This is a genomic window from Microbacterium sp. AK009 (assembly GCF_013410955.1).
In the GTDB taxonomy this organism is placed as follows: Bacteria; Actinomycetota; Actinomycetes; order Actinomycetales; family Microbacteriaceae; genus Microbacterium.
Genome location: NZ_JACCCG010000003.1, coordinates 328018 through 345819, shown reverse-complemented (window position 1 = coordinate 345819; position 17802 = coordinate 328018). Strand labels below are relative to the sequence as shown.

General features: G+C 70.9%; 14 protein-coding genes. 8 read left to right on the top strand and 6 right to left on the bottom strand.

Annotation, left to right across the window (positions count from 1 at the left end; genetic code table 11):
- The first annotated feature begins 16 nt into the window (after positions 1-16).
- The 4 genes from HDC37_RS08240 to HDC37_RS08225 are packed head-to-tail and all read left to right on the top strand — an operon-like array spanning position 17 to position 4159.
- The gene (locus HDC37_RS08240) at positions 17-1255 is read left to right on the top strand and encodes an ABC transporter substrate-binding protein (protein ID WP_179559923.1); all 1239 of its coding nucleotides are present in this window, start codon (positions 17-19) and stop codon (positions 1253-1255) included.
- Positions 1252-2130: an ABC transporter permease subunit gene (locus HDC37_RS08235; protein WP_308472142.1), complete on the top strand. Its 879-nt coding sequence runs from the start codon at positions 1252-1254 to the stop codon at positions 2128-2130. The genes HDC37_RS08240 and HDC37_RS08235 overlap by 4 nt, the downstream gene beginning before the upstream one ends.
- Positions 2127-3011, top strand: a complete 885-nt coding sequence (locus tag HDC37_RS08230) for an ABC transporter permease subunit (RefSeq protein WP_179559922.1) — start codon at positions 2127-2129, stop codon at positions 3009-3011. The genes HDC37_RS08235 and HDC37_RS08230 overlap by 4 nt, the downstream gene beginning before the upstream one ends.
- The gene (locus tag HDC37_RS08225) at positions 3008-4159 is read left to right on the top strand and encodes an ABC transporter ATP-binding protein (RefSeq protein ID WP_179559921.1); all 1152 of its coding nucleotides are present in this window, start codon (positions 3008-3010) and stop codon (positions 4157-4159) included. Before HDC37_RS08230 ends, HDC37_RS08225 begins: the two co-directional genes overlap by 4 nt.
- A gap of 124 nt (positions 4160-4283) precedes the next feature.
- Here HDC37_RS08225 and HDC37_RS08220 read toward each other — a convergent pair whose 3' ends face one another.
- From HDC37_RS08220 to HDC37_RS08205, 4 genes are all read right to left on the bottom strand, one after another.
- Positions 4284-5765, bottom strand: coding sequence for a radical SAM domain-containing protein (locus tag HDC37_RS08220; RefSeq protein WP_179559920.1), 1482 nt, complete (start codon positions 5763-5765; stop codon positions 4284-4286).
- Positions 5766-5882: 117 nt separating this feature from the next.
- Positions 5883-6728 carry a transglutaminase family protein gene (locus HDC37_RS08215; RefSeq protein ID WP_179559919.1) on the bottom strand — a complete coding sequence of 282 codons (846 nt, stop codon included), beginning with the start codon at positions 6726-6728 and terminating at the stop codon, positions 5883-5885.
- A 55-nt stretch (positions 6729-6783) separates the two neighbouring features.
- Positions 6784-7716, bottom strand: coding sequence for an alpha-E domain-containing protein (locus tag HDC37_RS08210; protein ID WP_179559918.1), 933 nt, complete (start codon positions 7714-7716; stop codon positions 6784-6786).
- Positions 7710-9497, bottom strand: a complete 1788-nt coding sequence (locus HDC37_RS08205; RefSeq protein WP_257021375.1) for a circularly permuted type 2 ATP-grasp protein — start codon at positions 9495-9497, stop codon at positions 7710-7712. The genes HDC37_RS08210 and HDC37_RS08205 overlap by 7 nt, the downstream gene beginning before the upstream one ends.
- A 95-nt stretch (positions 9498-9592) precedes the next feature.
- Between HDC37_RS08205 and HDC37_RS08200 the strand changes: the two genes are divergently transcribed.
- The gene (locus HDC37_RS08200; RefSeq protein ID WP_179559917.1) at positions 9593-10804 is read left to right on the top strand and encodes a carbamoyl-phosphate synthase large subunit; all 1212 of its coding nucleotides are present in this window, start codon (positions 9593-9595) and stop codon (positions 10802-10804) included.
- 8 nt (positions 10805-10812) lie between these two features.
- Here the strand turns inward: HDC37_RS08200 and HDC37_RS08195 are convergent, their stop codons facing one another.
- Entirely contained in the window at positions 10813-11988 is a 1176-nt protein-coding gene (locus HDC37_RS08195) for an alpha/beta fold hydrolase (protein WP_179559916.1), read from the bottom strand.
- A gap of 130 nt (positions 11989-12118) precedes the next feature.
- On the opposite strand from HDC37_RS08195, the gene HDC37_RS08190 reads away from it, so the two are divergent.
- From HDC37_RS08190 to HDC37_RS08180, 3 genes are all read left to right on the top strand, one after another.
- Entirely contained in the window at positions 12119-13699 is a 1581-nt protein-coding gene (locus HDC37_RS08190) for a molybdopterin-dependent oxidoreductase (protein WP_308472141.1), read from the top strand.
- Between the two features lie 166 nt (positions 13700-13865).
- Entirely contained in the window at positions 13866-15629 is a 1764-nt protein-coding gene (locus tag HDC37_RS08185) for a dihydroxy-acid dehydratase (RefSeq protein ID WP_179559914.1), read from the top strand.
- On the top strand, positions 15626-16996 hold the full coding sequence (locus tag HDC37_RS08180; protein WP_179559913.1) for an FAD-dependent oxidoreductase: 1371 nt from the start codon (positions 15626-15628) through the stop codon (positions 16994-16996). Before HDC37_RS08185 ends, HDC37_RS08180 begins: the two co-directional genes overlap by 4 nt.
- Here the strand turns inward: HDC37_RS08180 and HDC37_RS17525 are convergent.
- Positions 16942-17784, bottom strand: coding sequence for an IclR family transcriptional regulator (locus HDC37_RS17525; protein WP_179559912.1), 843 nt, complete (start codon positions 17782-17784; stop codon positions 16942-16944). The genes HDC37_RS08180 and HDC37_RS17525 overlap by 55 nt on opposite strands.
- Between the last annotated feature and the right edge of the window lie 18 nt (positions 17785-17802).

Here is a 17802-nt window from a genome sequence, read left to right as displayed (position 1 = left end):
TGGAAGGATCGATGCAATGAACCTCGTATCTCGCCGCCGAGGCCTGGCCCTCGCCGCCCTCGCCGTTCCGGCGCTCGCCCTCGCCGCCTGCTCCGCCCCACCGGCGCCCGGAAGCGAGGTTCCCGGCAGCTGGGATCAGGTGCTCGCCGATGCCGAGGGGCAGACCGTGCAGCTGTGGATGTACGGCGGTGACGACCAGGGCAACGCCTACGTCGACGACATCCTCGCTCCGGCTGTCGCCGAGTACGGCGTCACCCTGGAGCGGGTGCCCGTCACCGACACGCGCGACGCCCTGAACCGGGTCTTCACCGAGATACAGGCCGGACGCGACGACGGCACCGTCGACCTCATCTGGGTCAACGGCGACAACTTCCGCACCGGCAAGGAGGCGGACGCCTGGCTCTGCGGGTGGACCGATCTGCTGCCGAACATGGCGAACACCGATCCCGACGACCCGCTGCTGCTGTCGGACTTCGGCACCGAGGTCGACGGGTGCGAGGCCCCCTGGCACAAGGCGCAGTTCACCCTCGTCTACAACGCCGACACCGTCACCGACGTCCCGACCTCGATGGAGGAGGTGCTCGAATGGGCCGAAGCCAACCCCGGTCGCTTCACCTACCCCGCGCCGCCGGACTTCACCGGCTCGGTGTTCGTCCGCGAAGTGCTCGCGAGTGTGTCGGGCGGCGCCGATGAGGTGCCCACCGCTTTCTCGCAGGAGGCATTCGACGAGCTCACACCGGCGCTGTACGACCGACTCGCCGGACTGGCGCCGAGCCTCTGGCGCGGCGGCGACACGTATCCCGCGAACGAGGCCGAGCTCGGCCAGCTCTTCGCCGACGGTCAGATCGACATGATGATGACCTACGGCCCCGCCACCCTCACCGGCCTCGTCGCCGATGGCACCTACCCCGCGGGGACGAAGGTGCTGGAGCTCGCCGACGGCACGGTCGGCAATGCCAGCTTCCTCGGCCTCCCCGCCAATTCCGACGCCATCGCCGGCGCCATGGTCGTCGCGAACGAGTCCCTGTCGGTCCAGCAGCAGGTCGCCAAGGCCGAGCCGGAGGTCTGGGGACAGTTCACCGTCCTCGACATCCAGGGTCTGGAACCGGGAGACCGGGCGCTGTTCGACACGCTGCCGGCCTCGCCGGTGGTGCCGCCCTACGAGGTGCTGTCGCAGAACGCCCACGCCGAGCTCGCGGCCGAGTGGGTGCCCGCCATCGACGAAGGGTGGCGCACGGAGGTTCTCGGCCGGTGACCCTGACTCCGCTGGTCGCCCATCCCGCGCCGTCCGCCCGGCACCGCCGGGCGAGCACGCTGATGGTGCTGCCGGCGGTGGCGGCGACCGTGATCGTCGTCGGCGGCGGTCTCGGAGCAACCGTGCTGCAGAGCCTCGGGCTCCTGCCCGTCGTCGGCGACGCCGAGCTGTCGTTCGCGGCTTACAGCCGCGACCCCGAGGCGCTCTGGGCGGCGGTCGGTGTCTCGCTCTGGGTAGCCGGAGCCTCGACGCTCATCGCCGCCGTCGTCGGCATGACCGCCGCGGTCGTGATGGTCTCGGGTCGCTGGGGCGGACGTGTCGTGGCTGCCCTCGGAGCGGTGACGGTCACCGTCCCCCACCTCATCGGGGCCGCCGCGATCGGACTGCTGCTGGCCGACGGGGGGATGCTCTCGCGGATGCTGGGGGTACCGCCCGAAGCTTGGCCGGCGTTCGTGGGCGGACCCTTGTGGGCCGCCGCCATCTTCGAGTTCGCGTGGAAGGAGTCCGCGTTCATCGCGCTTGTGGTGACGGGCACGCTCGCCACGCGCATCGCCCGGTTCGACGAGAGCGCGGCCCTCCTCGGTGCGGGGCGGTGGCAGCGTTTCCGCCGCGTCTTCCTCCCGCTCACCGCGCCGACGCTGCTCATCTGCTCAGCCATCAGCTTCGTCTACGCCCTCGCCTCGTACGAGGTCTCGTGGCTCCTGGGCCGCACCTACCCCGAGCCGCTTCCGGTCCTTGCGGTCCGCCTGTTCCAGGGCGTCTCGCTCGACTCGCGGCCCGATGCGGCCGCCGTCGCCGTCGCCACCTCGGCGATCGCGCTGGCGGTCGTGGCCGGCACGTTCGCGATCCTGCGGCGAACGGCGGTGTGGCGATGAGGCCGGGGCCGGTATCACCCGGATCGACCCTGGTCGCCTCGCACGGCGCCGGCCGTGCGGTGCGTCTTGTCACGGGCATCCTGCTCATCGCGTGGTTCGCCCTGCCGTTCGTGCCGCTGGTGCTCTGGGCCGGAGCCGACCGCTGGTCGTTCCCCTCGCCTCTCCCGACCGCGTGGGGTACGCGCGGTCTCGTCGCAGCGGAGGGGTTCGGCGCCGTGCCTGCCTTCCTCACCTCCACCGCGCTCGCGGTGACGGTCGCGGCGGTCGCGACCCCGCTCGGGGCGCTGGCCGCCCGGGCGCTCACCTTCGGCAGCGTGCCGTGGCCGCGCGCCGTTGCCGCCCTGCTTCTGTCGCCGATCGCGCTTCCGCCGTTCGCGGCGGTGCTCGGCGTCAATGTGGTTCTGCTGCGCACCTACGTGCCCCCGGTCGCCGGGACGGTGCTGGTGCTGGTGGTCCTCGCCCTCCCCTACACGGCGTTCGTGATGCGGACCGCCTACGGCGCCTACGACATGTCGTACGAGGAGAACGCACGGCTGCTCGGGGCGTCGCGCCGCGACGTGCTGCTGCGCGTGCAGGTGCCGCTCCTGGCCCCCGCGCTCGCGCGCGCGGCGTTCCTGGCTTTCCTCGTGGCCTGGAGCGACTACCTCGTCACCGTCATCGTCGGCGCCGGTGAGTTGGTGACGCTCCCCCTCGTCGTCGCGGGCGCCGCTGCCGCCGTCGGCAACGACGCCGCCGTGGCTGTGATGTCGCTCGCGGCGATCATCCCTCCCATCGTCCTGCTGCTCGCGACGGTGTCGCTGGGGCGCCGCCGGCCGACGCGGTCCGCATACGCGCCTGCCGCGACCGTCGTCCCGCCCACCCCGGAGAGGATCCCGGCATGACCGCCTCACTCACCCTCGACGCCGTCTCCAAGCGCTTTCGCGGCGCACGGGCGACAGCGGTCTCGAACGTCACGCTCCACGTCGCGGCCGGGTCGTGCACCGCCGTCCTCGGCCCGAGCGGGTCGGGCAAGAGTACCCTTCTGCGGCTCGTGGCCGGGCTCGAAGCCCCCGACAGCGGACGCGTCCTCATCGGCGGCCACGACGTGGCGGGTGTGGCCGCCGAGCGCCGCGGCGTGGGGATGGTCTTCCAGAGGTCCCTGCTCTTCCCGCACCTGTCGGTGCTCGACAACGTCGCCTTCTCGGCCAGGGTGCGCGGTGAGTCGCGCCGCCGAGCTCGCGCACAGGCGGCGGAGTTCCTCGAGATGGTGCAGCTGCGCGGCTTCGGAGCGCGACGGGTGGACGAGCTCTCGGGCGGGCAGGAGCAGCGCGTAGCGATCGCGCGGGCGCTCGCCGCGGATCCGGCGGTGCTGCTGCTGGATGAGCCCTTCAGCGCTCTGGACCCCGCGCTCCGCGCCGACATGCATGCACTCCTGGACGAACTGCGCCTGACCGTAGGCCCCACGATCCTCCTCGTCACCCACGACCGCGACGAGGCGTCGCGGGTCGCCGACCGCATCGCGGTTCTCGACGGTGGCGAGCTGCAGCACGAGAGCGATGTCGCCGGCGCCTATCGCGCACCCTCGTCGGTGCGAGTGGCCGAGCTCATGGGAGCGCGGAACCTCATTCCCGGCGTCATGACCGACGGGATCCACCGCAGCGAGCTGGGGGAGATTCCGATTCCGGATGCCACGGCTCACGGGCCTGCCGTGCTCATCGTCCGGCAGGAGGACGTGCAGCTGTGGCGTTCCGAGGAGACGCCGCCGTCGCAGCATCCACTCGGCACCCCGTCCGATGGGGACCGGAGCGTGGATGCCGCCGGGCGGGCGCCGCTCGCGGTGGAGACCGCCACGCCTGCGCACGTGGCTGCGGGATGGTGGGCGGGAACAGTGGAATCGGCCCGCGCCTCCGGCGCCCGCACGGATCTCACCGTACGCGTGACCCCGTCGGTGCTGCTGCACGCCGAGGTCACCTCGGCGCAGGCGCCCCGGCTCGGTGAACGCGTCGCTCTCGCGATCCCCGCCGGCGCCGCGCACGTCGTCACCGCCTGACCTTCGCGGCGCGTCCGGTGCGGTCTCCCGCCGACACGCTCCCCCGTCAACATCCGCCCCTCGTTCCTCCCCCGCGGGGCGGAACGTGACGGGGGACGAGCGGTTGGCGGCACGCCGGCGTGGGTCAGGCGCTCGCGCGACCGGTGCTGCGCACCGCCGTCAGACCCGAGGGGCGCGAGACGACCGCGGGTGTGACCGCACCTGCGGCGCCCGCGCCGACGAGCGGCAGCACACGGCGCAGCTCGATGTTCTCGAGCGGGTCGAGCACGCTGTGCTGGACGCACGCGGGCACCAGTCGGCCGTCTTCGGGGTGCGCCATGGCGTACATGCACGATCCGAGTCGCTCCTGCGTCTCCTTCAGCACCGGGTCATCGGCGACGACGCCCTTCTCCATGAGCTCCCACGCCGGCGCCACTTGCTCAGCGTCCATGAAGTTGTGCACGACGAACGTCTTGAACGACAGCTTGCCGCGACGAGCGGCACGAAGCATCCGGCGAAGACCGCCCGCACGGCGGACGACCCGGCGCGCCAGCCCGATGAGGGGCGGGATGTCGCCGGGGTGCGTAAGCGCGGCGCGGGCGACCTTGAAGGCGAGCACAAGCCTCGGCACGTCGCCGAAAACCATCCCGCCGTGGTGGGCGAGGAACCTGTCGCGGGCGGCGATGTCCTTGGGGTCTTCGGGGTCGAGCAGCGCCGCGAACACGCCGTCCACGCGCACCCCCACCGTGGACCGATTGCAGCGGGGGTCGCCGAACTGCGTGGCCTGCCAGGGCAGCTTCTGACCCGCGCCCTTCTCGATGCGCTCCCAGACCTTGTCGATGGTGACCTCGCCGAAGTCCTCGCGCCAGCGCCGGTCGTCGCCGATGAAGGCGGCGGGCTGGAAGGACATCATGTCGTACGGCATCTCCAGCACCGCCCGCGTGACCTCCTCGACCTCGTCGACGTTCGACGGGGTGACGGTCATGTTGTGCGCGAGGTAGCGATTCACTCCGTGATCGCGTTTCAGGTCGACGAACATCCGCGCGAATTCCTCGCGGAACGGATGGAGCTCGACCTCGCTGCGCGGCCGCACCGCGCCGCGGCGGCCGCGCATCAGCGAGTCGAAGTGCGCCGCGAACGACACCTTGTCGAACCTGGGTCGACCCTCGGCATCGAGCACCACGTCGAGAAGGTAGTCGTAATCGAAGTCGCCGTGGGTCATCGACATGGGCTCGCGTCCCTGGGCGCGCATCGCCAGCAGGGCCGCAGCGTGGTCGGCGGCCGGCAGCAGGCTGACTTCGCCCCCGATCAGCTGGGCGTGGGCGCGCGGGCCCCGGATCCGGCGCAGGTACCGCATCTGCTCATCGACGTTGTCGACGGTGTGCGCGCCGTCGATGCGCACCTTGTTCGCGTCGGCCGAGTGGTAGCACGGCGAGCACGTGAGGTTGCACTTCGGGAAGACGCCGTGGGTCCCCTCGCATCCGACCGCGCACCGTCCGAGCAGCTGGTTGTCGGTCTGGGCATGCGGGGGGAGCTCGCGCCACCGCTTCTCCAGCGCCGCCTTCGACTCGGGGTGGATCGGCCGCGTGGCCAGCTCGAACTCGCGCAGACTCCGCCGGAAACTCATCTGTTCACCCTGCCGTGTCGTCGTCGTCACGCCCCGCGCCGCGGCGCGTGGACGAGGAGGCAGAACCCGCCTCGGTGGTTTTTCGGCACGAGCCGCGGATCGGATCGCGACGCGCCCTCACATCTCTCGAGTGATGGTGACCTTCACGTTGAGCTGGCTCTTGAACGGTCCCGCATACACGCCGCGCAGCGGCGGCACGTCGTTGTAGTCACGGCCACGTCCGACGAGCACGTGGCGGTCGCCGATCTCGATGTTGTTCGTCGGGTCGAAGCCGTGCCAGTCGCCGGCGAACCACTCCACCCAGGCGTGCGACTCGCCCGTGACGGCGACGCCGACCTCTGCGTCGGGCCGGGGGTGCAGGTAGCCCGAGACGTAACGGGCCGGGATCCCCACCTCGCGAAGGGCGCCGAGGGTGATGTGGGTGATGTCCTGGCAGACGCCCTTGCGCGCCGTCCAGGCATCGCTGGCCGTGGAGTGCACCCCGGTGACCCCGTGCATGTACTCCACCGCGTCGCCGACGGCGATCGAGATCGCGTGCGCCGCCTCACCGGGGTGGGTGTGCTCGGCCGCGATCGATCGGGCGAGCTCGGCCACCTCGGGGTGCGGACGGGTGCGTGCGGTCTGGCCGAGCTGCTCGATGGTCGCCACCGAGGCCGCCGCCTCATCGCCGAGTCCATGCCACGTGAGGGGCGTGTGGGCGATCGGACGCGACCGCACCTCCACCAGCGAGCGAGCGGTGATCTGCAGTGCCGCGTGGGGCGAGAGCACATCGAACGATGCCACGCGCGTGCCGAAGTAGTCGACGTAGTGATTGACGGATGTCGACGGCTCGATCTCCAGCGAGGAGTTGAGGACGAACTGGCTGTCGGTCGATCCCGGCAGCATCCGCGCCTCGTTGTACGACGCGGAGACGTTGCCCTGGTAGGAGAAACCGGTCGAGTGCTCGATGCGGAGCCTTTTCATGAGACGCGCTCCCGTCCGCGGGAGCGCCGCACCGGTCCCTGAGCCTGTCGAAGGGTCACGAGATCTCCCCGATCCAGCTGGGCTCGGCCTGGGTGGGGAAGAACCGCGACTTGATCGCCTCCGACGCCTCGCGCGTCACCTTCTGCACCCGCTGCATGTGATGCGGGAGCTCGTTCAGGATCTCGCTGACCGGCCGGTACTCGAGGTCGTTGCGGATGCGCCCGAGCGCACGGAGCACCGTGTTGGAGTGCCCCACGCGGTCGGCACGGGGGTCGATGGCGCTCATGCATTCCTCTGCGAGCTGGATGGAGTAGATGATCGAGCGCGGGAAGAGCCGGTCCAGCAGCAGGAACTCGGCGGCGTTGCGCGCGCTAGGCATGCCGCGATAGGTGCGCAGGTACGCCTCATAGGCACCGCACGAGCGCAGGATGGTCGTCCAGGACGGTCCGGATGCTTCGGTCAGCGACCTCGTCGCGAGAAGGCGCGCGGTCATATCGGTGCGCTCGATGCTGCGGCCGAGCGTGAAGAACTGCCAGGCCTCGTCGCGGCTGGTCGAGGAGTCCACGACGCCCACCGCGAGCGCGGCGCGCTCGCGCACCCACTGGAAGAACTCGTGCACCTTGTCGCGCTGGAGGCGCCGCGGCATCCGGGCGCTGGTGGTGTTGAGGGTCTCCCACAGTTCGGTGGAGACGATCTCGCGGGCACGGCGGGCGTTCTCACGGGCCGCCGAGATCGAGTAGGCGATGCTCGCGGGGTTCATCCGGTCGACGGCGAGGCGCTGCAGCACGTCGTCGCGGCCGACGCGGTCGATGCCCTCGGGCCCGAAGGATCCCATGACGCTCAGGAGCGACCGGCACGCCGTGTCTTCGTCGATCCACGGGTCTTCGAGGAGCAGCTGGAGGTGCACGTCGAGGATGCGCGCGGTGCCGTCGGACCGTTCGATGTACCGCCCGATCCAGAACAGCGACTCCGCAATGCGGCTCAGCACGAGTCATCCCCTCCCACGACGATCCTGCGAGAGTGCATCTGCGCGCCGAGAGCATGGGGCGCACCCGCATCCTCGGCGCCCAGATGGATTCTCGGCGGAAGAAGGGGGGACGAAACGTCGGAGCCCGCCTGCTGCTGCTGCTCCTGCTGCTCCGTCCGCGTGCGCGGGCGGTCCTGGGGTGAGTGGGTCACCTCGTCCTGCTCGTCGTAGATGATCGGGATGGCGGCGGTGATCGTCGCGGCCTGATCGGCGACGAGCCCCGCCAGCCCCGCGCCCTGCCCGTACTCGACGTGCGACGGCGCGGAGCCGCCGACGATCCAGGTGTCCTTCGACCCGCCGCCCTGGCTGGAGTTCACCACGAGCTGCCCTTCCGGCAGCGCCACGCGGGTGAGTCCACCGGGGAGCACCCACACGTCCTCGCCGTCGTTGACCGCGAACGGCCGCAGGTCGGCGTGGCGCGGGCGCATCCCGTCCTCGACGAGCGTCGGGATCGTGGACAGCATGACCACCGGCTGCGCGATCCATCCGCGCGGGTCGGCGAGGAGGCGATGGCGCAGCGCGTCGAGCTCGGCCGGGGACGCGTCAGGCCCCACGACCAGGCCTTTTCCGCCCGACCCGTCGACGGGCTTGACCACGAGCTCGTCGAGCCGGTCGAGCACCTCTTCGAGGGCGCCCGGGTCTTCCAGCCGCCACGTGTCGACGTTCTTCAGGATCGGCTCCTCGGCGAGGTAGTACCGGATGAGATCGGGCACGTAGGTGTAGATCAGCTTGTCGTCGGCGACTCCGTTGCCCACGGCGTTGGCGATCGTGACGTTGCCGAGCCGTGCGGCGAGCATGAGGCCGGGAGCCCCGAGCATCGAGTCCGCGCGGAACTGCAGCGGGTCGAGGAAGTCGTCGTCCACTCGGCGGTAGATGACGTCGACGCGCTTGGGTCCGCGGGTCGTGCGCATGAACACCTTGCCGCCGATGCAGAGCAGGTCGCGCCCCTCGACGAGTTCGACGCCCATGAGGCGCGCGAGAAGGGTGTGCTCGAAGTACGCCGAGTTGTACACCCCGGGGGTCAGCACCACGACGTTCGGCTCTTCGACCCCGGGCGGCGCTGAGGCGCGCAGCGCCGCGAGGAGCTTGTTCGGATACTCGCCGACCGGCCGCACCCGCATCGAGACGAACAGCTCGGGGAGGGTCTGGGCCATCACGCGGCGGTTGGAGATGACGTACGAGACGCCCGAGGGCACACGCACGTTGTCTTCCAGTACGCGCATCTCGCCGTTCTCGTCGCGGATGAGGTCGATCCCCGAGACCTGGATCCGCACCCCGTTGGCGCTGTGGATGCCGGCTGCCTGCCGGTAGAAGTACTGGGATGACGCGATGAGGCGCGCCGGGAGGACCCCGTCGCGCACGCAGTGCTGATGACCGTACGCGTCGTCGAGGAACGCTTCGAGGGCACGCACCCGCTGCTTCACGCCCGCTTCGATGCGCGACCACTCGTCGAAGGTGATGACGCGCGGCACGGCGTCGAGCGGGAACGGCCGCTCCTCGCCGGCGAAGTCGAAGGTGACGCCCTGCGCGAGGTAGGAGCTCGCGAGCGATTCGGTGCGTCCGCGCAGCTCCTCCTGGGTCATCTGCGCCAGGGCCTGATAGAGCTCGCGATAGGCCTCCCGCGACTCCGCCCCCGCCGAGCCGCTCCGCGACACCGCGAACATCTCGTCGAACGGGGCGATTCCCGCGGGCGACCGACGGGGCGTCAACGTGGCGCCGTAGCCGTCGAACAGGTCACCCATGCCCCGAGCCTAGTCGGGGGCGTGTTGCCGCAGTGTTTCGACCCGGCCGACGCCGACCTCGCTAGGCTGAGCGGCACCTCGATCGGAAGGACGCCATGCGCATCCTCGTCACCAGCTCCCGCAACACCTTCGCGCTTGATCTCATCCGCAAGCTCGGGAGCATCGGGCACACCGTCTACGCCAGCGACACCTACGGCGGCGCGGTGGGGAGCCATTCACGCTTCGCGGCCGGGCACCTCGTGACCTCGTCGCCGCGGTTCGCCACCGACGCCTTCATCGCCGAGGTGTCGGCCTTCGTCACCGCGCACGAGATCGACGTGGTCATCCCGACCTTCGAGGAGGTCTTCTACCTCGCCGCGCGCCGGAACGACCTGCCCGAGGGGGTGCGCGTGCTCACGGGGACGTTCGGCGATCTCGCGCGGCTGCACGACAAGGCCAGCTTCCAGCGGCTCGCCGAAGAGGCGGGGGTGCCGATCCCCGAGACGGTGGTGGTCACCAGCGACGAGGAGCTGGTGGAGACCATCGCCCGCTTCCCCCGGTACTTCGCCCGCGCGGCGTTCTCGCGTGGCGGCGTGGGCCTCTTGACCAACACCGGCCCGCTCGCCGGCAAGACACCCGTGGACGAGTGCCACCCCACCCCCGAGCAGCCCTGGCTCGTGCAGCCCTTCGTCGATGGACCGATGGTGTGCTCGTACAGCATCATCGTCGACGGTCGCGTGACCGCCCACACGACATACGTCGCCGCGGAGCAGTGGGCGCACAGCACGGCGATCGCCTTCCTGGCCGTCGACAGCACCGACACCCTCGGCTACGCCCAGCGCATCGTCGACTCCCTCGATCCGGGCTTCACCGGTCAACTGTCGTTCGACTTCGTCGACCACGGCGACGGACTGCGCATCATCGAGTGCAACCCCCGACCCACCAACGGCATCATCCTGCTGGATGCCGCCGACGTCGGCCGGGCCCTCACCGGAGACGTCGAGGAACCCGTGGTCGCCGAGCCCGGCGCGGAGCGGGAGATCACGCTCGCCGTGGTCGCCGACTGCTTCGCCGAACCGCTCTCGCACCTGCCGACGTCGCTGCACGATCTGCTTCACGTGAAGGATGTCGGAAGCGGTTGGCACGACAGTCTGGCGATGATGTGGAGCCCCGCGACCATCGTTCACGGGGCGAAGATCCAGCACGGTGACCGCAAAGACATCCTTGCGGCCCTCGGCGACGACATCGTGTGGAACGGCGAGCCCATCGACGGGATGAGTTCGGCTGATGCCGCCGCCCTCGACGCGGTGCACGCCGGACGGGTCTGACCCGACGGTCAGCGACCGAGGAGCCCCTCGGCGCGCGACATCGCGCGGAACAGGTCGGGGAGGCGGGCGCCCGCACCGCGCCGCGGCAGCCGGTCGAGCAGGCCGGCCTCGCCGGGGAGGCGGTACTGCCTGCCCCGCACGAGGCGACGGACGGCGTTCAAGAGCGCGACCGGGTGGGTGTCCAGCGCGCTGTGGCCGTTCTCGAGCGAGATGAGCACGGCGTCCCGTGCTGTTCGGGTTGTCCGCTCGGCGATGGCGGGAGGGGTGCGGAGGTCTCTCGTTCCGCTCATCACGACCAGGGGCCACCCGAACGCGGGAGTGAGCGAGGGGAGGTCGTACGGCTCCCCCGCGAACGCGGGGAACCGTGGCGCCAACGGCGCGTAGGTGGCGGCGGGGTCCAGCGGCAGACCGTCGAGCGGTGCCCCGTACGCGAGCTCGCGGAAGGCGATCACCCCGGCGAGGTCGAATTCGTACACCCCCGGGATCCGGGCGATGTCATCGCCCCGGGTGGCGTAGGTCGACAGTGCTCGCCAGGTGAAGGACGCGTCGCGGCGCACCCGCCGGCGCGCCAGCGCCCCGGCCAGCTCGGGACCGACCAGCTCGTACGCCGCTCGGACCACGTCGAGCACCGACCGCTCGTCCTCACCACGCCCCACGAGCGCGCGCACGTCCGCGGCGAGCCCGTCGCCCGCGTCCCAGAACACGCGCCGGACGCGCTCCCGCTCGATCGCGAGGTCGGCCGCGGACTGCAGGGGCGAGTCCAGCAGCATCCGCTCGACACGGTCGGGGTGGCGCACGCCGAAGGCGGATGCCAGGTAGCTGCCGTAGGACGACCCGACCACGACCGCGCGTGCGATGCGTTCCCGCTCGAGCACCGCGGCGATGTCGTCGAGCACGGACGTGATGCGCATCGCCGACGGCGGCAGCGGCGCCCCGGCGAGATCGGCGCGGGAGAGGCCGATGCCCCGGTGCTCGATCATGATGACGTCCAGGCCGCCGCCCGCCGCGATCCGGCGCACACTGCGGTACGGGCGGACCGAGGCGAGGCCCGGGCCGCCGGGGAGGATGACCACCGGTGTCGCGCCGCGCGGCCCAGAGCGCACGTACGACAGGTCGAAGGCGGGCGCGTCCGCGGTGTCGGAGCGGCGAACGGTCAGGATGCGTTCCGCGCGCCGTGTCGCCATGCGGCTACTCTGTCGCATCCGGATGCCGCGGCGAAACGACGGAATCGTCGCAGAGGCGGCTGTGGGTCGTAAGCCTTCGGTAATGACTGACCCGGAGCCCGCACGTGCGCGGCGCCGTAGGCTCGGGAATGTGGCGACGACCGACCGCGCGAGGACCCGGGACGGATGGTTCGCCGCGGCCGGCGGCGCCGTCGCGGCGCTTCTGGGCGCCGGCCTCGGTGAGCTCTCGGCGGCGCTGATCGCCCCGGCATCCAGCCCCTTCGCCGCCATCGGCGGCGCGCTCATCGACGCCGCTCCTCCCTGGGCCAAAGACACCGCGATCGCCTGGTTCGGCACCGCTGACAAAGTCGCCCTCCTCACCGGGATCGCCATCGTGCTGCTCGCGGTGGCCTGCGTGGCGGGACTGGCCGAACGACGCCGCCCGCCGGTCGGGGTGGCGATCGCCGTCGCCCTCGGGATCGTCGGCGCCGCCGTCGCGCTCACCCGCACCGACGCCGGCCCGCTGTCGTGGCTCCCCTCCCTCATCGCCGGCGCCACCATGGCCCTCACCCTGCGGATGCTGATGCGGATGCTCTCCGCGCAGCCCACCGTCCGAACGGATGCGGCGCCCGCCGATGCTCCCCTCGACCGCCCGCAGGAGATGGATCGTCGGCGATTCCTCGCCTGGACGGGTGGCGCGGCCGCGATCGGGCTCGTCGCCGTCCTCGGGGCGACGATCGTGAGCGGGAGCAGCCGCGCGGTCGCGGCGATCCGCGCGGCGCTGCGCCTGCCGAGCCCGGCTGTTGCCGCGCCCCCGGTCCCCGGCGGGGCCGAGCTGAACATCCCGGGACTGGCCGACGTCGTGACCCCGAACGACTCGTTCTACCGGATCGACACCGCACTGGTCGTGCCGCAGGTCGACCCGGCCGATTGGTCGCTGCGCATCCGCGGGATGGTGCAGAACGAGATCACCCTCACCTGGGACGAACTCGTCGCCCTCCCGCTCGAAGAGGGGTACGCCACGCTGTCGTGCGTGTCGAACGAGGTCGGGGGAACGCTCATCGGCAACGCGCTGTGGCTTGGATACCCGATCCGTGAACTGCTCGCGCGCGCCCGTCCGATGGCGGACGCCGATATGGTGCTGTCCCGGTCGATCGACGGTTTCACCGCGTCGACACCCCTCGAGGCGCTCACCGACCCCGAACGCTGGTCCATCCTCGCCGTCGGCATGAACGGCGAGCCCCTGCCCCTGGAACACGGGTTCCCCGTGCGGATGGTCGTGCCGGGCCTGTACGGCTACGTCTCGGCGACGAAATGGGTCGTCGACCTCGAGGTGACCCGCTTCGACCGGGCGACCGCGTACTGGACCGACCGCGGATGGTCCGAACGCGGCCCGGTCAAGCTCCAGTCGCGCATCGACGTGCCGCGTCCCGGTCAGGGATTGAGCGCGGGCGACACCGTCATCGCGGGGGTCGCCTGGCAGCCGCACGTCGGCGTCTCACGCGTGGAGGTGCAGGTCGACGACGGCCCGTGGGAAGAGGCGACCCTCGCCACGGCCATCTCGTATGACACGTGGGTGCAGTGGAGCCTGCCGTGGCGGGCGACGACCGGGCGACACGTGTTGCGCTGCCGCGCCACCAACGCTCTCGGCGAGACGCAGACCTCCGATGTCGCCGGTGTCGTGCCCGACGGCGCGACGGGCTGGCACGAGTTCCCCGTCGACGTCTTCTGAGCCGCGGGCGGACGGGCGAGTCCCCCGTCGCGACAGGTGGCGCCCGGTGACGATGATGTGGTGCGTCCTGCCGAATGTACGCATTGCGGTCTTCTAGACGCATTGCGTACACTGACAGGGCGGGCGGTGTCTGGCCGAGAGTCGCCCGAGGGAGACGAGGTCGACGATGCCCGAGCTGAGAAGCAACCTGCCGCCCACTTCTGCGCTCGGGATCGCCCGGCGCGCGCAGTGGAGGTCGCTCGGCATCGCAGCGTCGGACCTCACCAAGCCGAAGGTGGCGATCGTCAACACGTCGTCCGACCTGGCGGCGTGTTACGCGCATCTCGATGACATCGTCCCGGTCCTCAAGTCCGAACTGCGCGACCACGGACTTCTTCCGTTCGAGATACGCACGGTCGCCCCCTCGGACTTCGTCACGAGCGCCGGACGCGCCGGCCGCTACATCCTCCCGAGCCGCGACCTGATCGTCGACGACATCGAAGCGGCCGTCGAGGGCGCGAAGCTCGACGCGATGATCTGTCTGAGCTCGTGCGACAAGACGACCCCCGCGCATCTGATGGCGGCGGGCCGCTTGAACATCCCGACCGTCATCATCCCCTGCGGGTATCAGCATTCCGGTCTCGCGGAAGGCCGCGAGGCCGATGTGGAGGAGGTCTTCCTCCTCGCCGCCCAGGCGGCGGTCACCGGCGCGCCGACCGACCATCTCGCCGACCTCGCCGACGATGCGATCCTCGGACCGGGGGTGTGCGCGGGTCTGGCGACGGCGAACTCGATGCACATGGTCGCCGAGGCGCTCGGCATGGCGATGCCGGGGTCCGCGCCCGTTCGCGCGAACAGCGAACGGATGTGGGCGGGTGTCCGCGCGTCCGCAGCCGCGCTCTCCGACCTGATCGCACGCGACGTACGCCCCCGCGACATCATCACCGCCGGGTCGATCACGAATGCGGTGAGGACCATGCTCTCCGTGGGCGGTTCGATGAACACCATCAAGCACCTGCAGGCGATCGCCGTCGAATCCGGCCTCGACGTCGACGTGTGGGAGCTGTTCCGCACGCTCGGGCGGCAGACGCCCCTGCTGGCGGCGGTGCGACCGAACGGCCCGTGGCTCGTGGAGCAGTTCGAAGATGCCGGAGGCGGGGCGACGGTGCTGCGGGAATTGCTTCCGCTTCTGGCGGGCGACGAGATGACCGTCGCCGGGACGACGGTCGCCGAGAACGCGAACCGTGCTCCGGCCGCGGACGGCACGGTGATCCGGTCCCTCGCCGATCCGTTCGGCACGGATCCGGCGATCTCCGTCCTGCGGGGTACCCTCGCACCCGGCGGCGCCGTTGCCAAACGACCGGTGCCCGATCCCGGGCCGCATCGGTTCCGAGGTCCGGCACGCGTGTTCGGCAATCGCGAAGAGGCGATCGCAGCGATCGCCGACGGTCGCCTCCGCCGCGGCGACGTCGCGGTCATCCGCGGCATCGGCGTCGCCGGCGCGCCCGGAATGGGGCTGACATCCGCCTTCATCTTCGCCCTCCACGCCCGCGGCCTGGCCGAGCACGTTGCGCTCGTGACCGACGGGCAGTTCAGCGGCCTCGTCAACCAGGGCATCTCCATCGGAGAGGTCTCCCCCGAGGCGGCCGCCGACGGACCGCTCGGCCGGGTGCAGGAGGACGACATCATCGACATCGACCTCGCAGACGGGCGGGTCGACCTCCTCGTGCCCGCCGAGGAGCTGGCAGCGAGGGAACCGTACCGGGCTCCGCTCGATCGCGACACGGGCGGCGGAATGCTCGATCACTACGAGCAGCTGGTGCAGCCGCTCAGCTGCGGCGCGGTGCTCTGCGCACGCCCGAACGCCGACCTGTGCGCGCGACGGGATTCCGCCCGCAGCGCGACCCGGCCCGACGCCGGTCTGGAGCCCACAACGGAGGAGAGCGCATGAACACCACCAGCATCCGAGTGCCGGCCGCTGATGTTCCGGTCATCGGCGAGTACGACGTCGTGGTGGTCGGGGGCGGGCCCGCCGGTCTTTTCGCCGCAGCCGCGGCCGGACGCGCAGGGCGGTCCACGCTCCTGATCGAACGGTACGGCTTCCTCGGCGGCGCGGGGACGATGGGCGGCCTCAGCACGTTCTGCGGGCTGCACGCCCGGGTGTACGGCGACGACGTACGGGTGATCCGCGGACTGACCGACGAGTTGCTCGATCGCCTCGAAGCGCTCGACGGGCTCAACCCTCCTCACCTGAGCGTCGACAACCGCATCATGGCGCAGGCCTTCGACATCTCGGCGTACAAGATCGCCGCCGACGAGCTGATCGGCGCCTCCGGCGTCGACCTGCTCTTCCACGCCACGGCCGTGGGGGCGGTGATGGACGGCGACCGGATCGATGCGGTCATCATCGAGTCGAAGTCCGGCCGCCAGGCGGTCCGCGGACGCATCTTCGTCGACGGATCGGGTGATGCCGATCTCGCCGTGTGGGCCGGCGCTCCCGTGGAACGGTCCGAGCATCTGCTCTACCCCTCGCTGATGTTCCGGATCAACGGCGTCGACCCGGTCGCGGCGGGGCCCGCGTGGAAGACGATCCGACGGATCATGGAAGAGGCCGAGGAGGCGGGAACGCACCGGTTCCCGCGCAAGAAGCCGATCGTGAGGCCGCAGCGTCATCCGATCGAGTGGCGCTCCAACCTCACGCAGCTCAGCAATGACGACGGGAGCGCCGTCGACGGCACCGACGTGAAGCAGCTGACCCATGGGGAACTGCAGGGGCGGCAGCAGGTGAAGCACACGTTCGCCTTCATCCGCGAGCGCACACCGGGGTTCGAAGAGTCGTACGTGGTCGACATCGCGCCGCAGATCGGCATCCGCGAGACGAGGCGGATCATCGGCTCCTACAGCCTTACGGAGGAGGACATCCTCGGCTGCGCGGACTTCGACGACACGATCGGCGTGAACGGGTGGCCGGTCGAGGCGCACGTCGCGGGCGACGTCGAGTTCCGCTTCGCCGACAGCGCGAGCCGGGGCTTCAACCAGCTGCCCTACCGCATGCTGGTGCCGCAGGGTGTGCCGAATCTCCTGGTCGCCGGCAGGTGCGCATCGATGACCCAGCGTGGCCAATCCTCCGGCCGGGTCACGGGTCCGTGCTTCGTCATGGGGCAGGCAGCCGGCACGGCCGCCGATCTTGCGCTCGCTTCGGACAGCGACGTCGCGCGCGTCGACGTCGGCCTCCTGCAGCAGCGGCTCGTCTCCGCCGGTGTCTACCTGGGCACCGAGCTGCCGTCCGCCTCGATGGCGGTTCCGACGCCGGCCTGACCGGAGCGGAAGAGGTGGGGGTTCGCGGCGCGGTGACGCGCGGCGATCCGCGCCGCCGCCTCACGCAGCACCGGCACGATCTCCGCGGTGAGGGTCGCGGCATCCGACCTCACCGTCGTCGAAGACACGGTGAGCGCCGCCACCGCGACGTCGTCGACGACCACAGGCACGGCCGCAGCGATCATGCCGGGATGGAGTTCCTCGAGCGACAGATCGTACCCCCGACGGCGTACCTCTTCGAGGTGCGCCCGCAGGTGCGCGGCCTCGACGATCGTCCGTGGCGTGAAGCGCTCGCGGGGCTGACCGTCGAGGTAATGCTCCCGCGACACCGGATCGAGGCTGGCGAGGAGGACCCGGCCCACCGCCGTGGCGTGGGCTGGCAGCCGCATGCCGATGCGCACCGCGTCCGGCAACGGACGCCTCTCTTCCACACGCGCGACGTGGATGACGTCGTAGCCGTCGAGCACCCCGAGGCTGCACGTCTCACCCGTCCGGGCCACGACGTCGCTCATGACGGGGTGGGCGATCTCCGGCAGCGACGATGACGCGAAGTAGCCGGCACCCAGTTCCAGGATGCGCGCGGTCAGACTCCACCTGCCGTTCTGCACGCGGACGTAACCGAGGTGCTCGAAGGTCAGCAGGATGCGTCGCACCACCGGGCGCGGCAGCCCGACCCTGTCGGCCACACCGCTCACGCTGAGCGCGGCGTCATGGCCGCCGAAGGCCCGCAGCACCGCGACCGCACGCTCGATGCTCTGGATACGGTCGCGTGATCGTTCTTCGGCCACCGTTCTCCCACCCGCGTC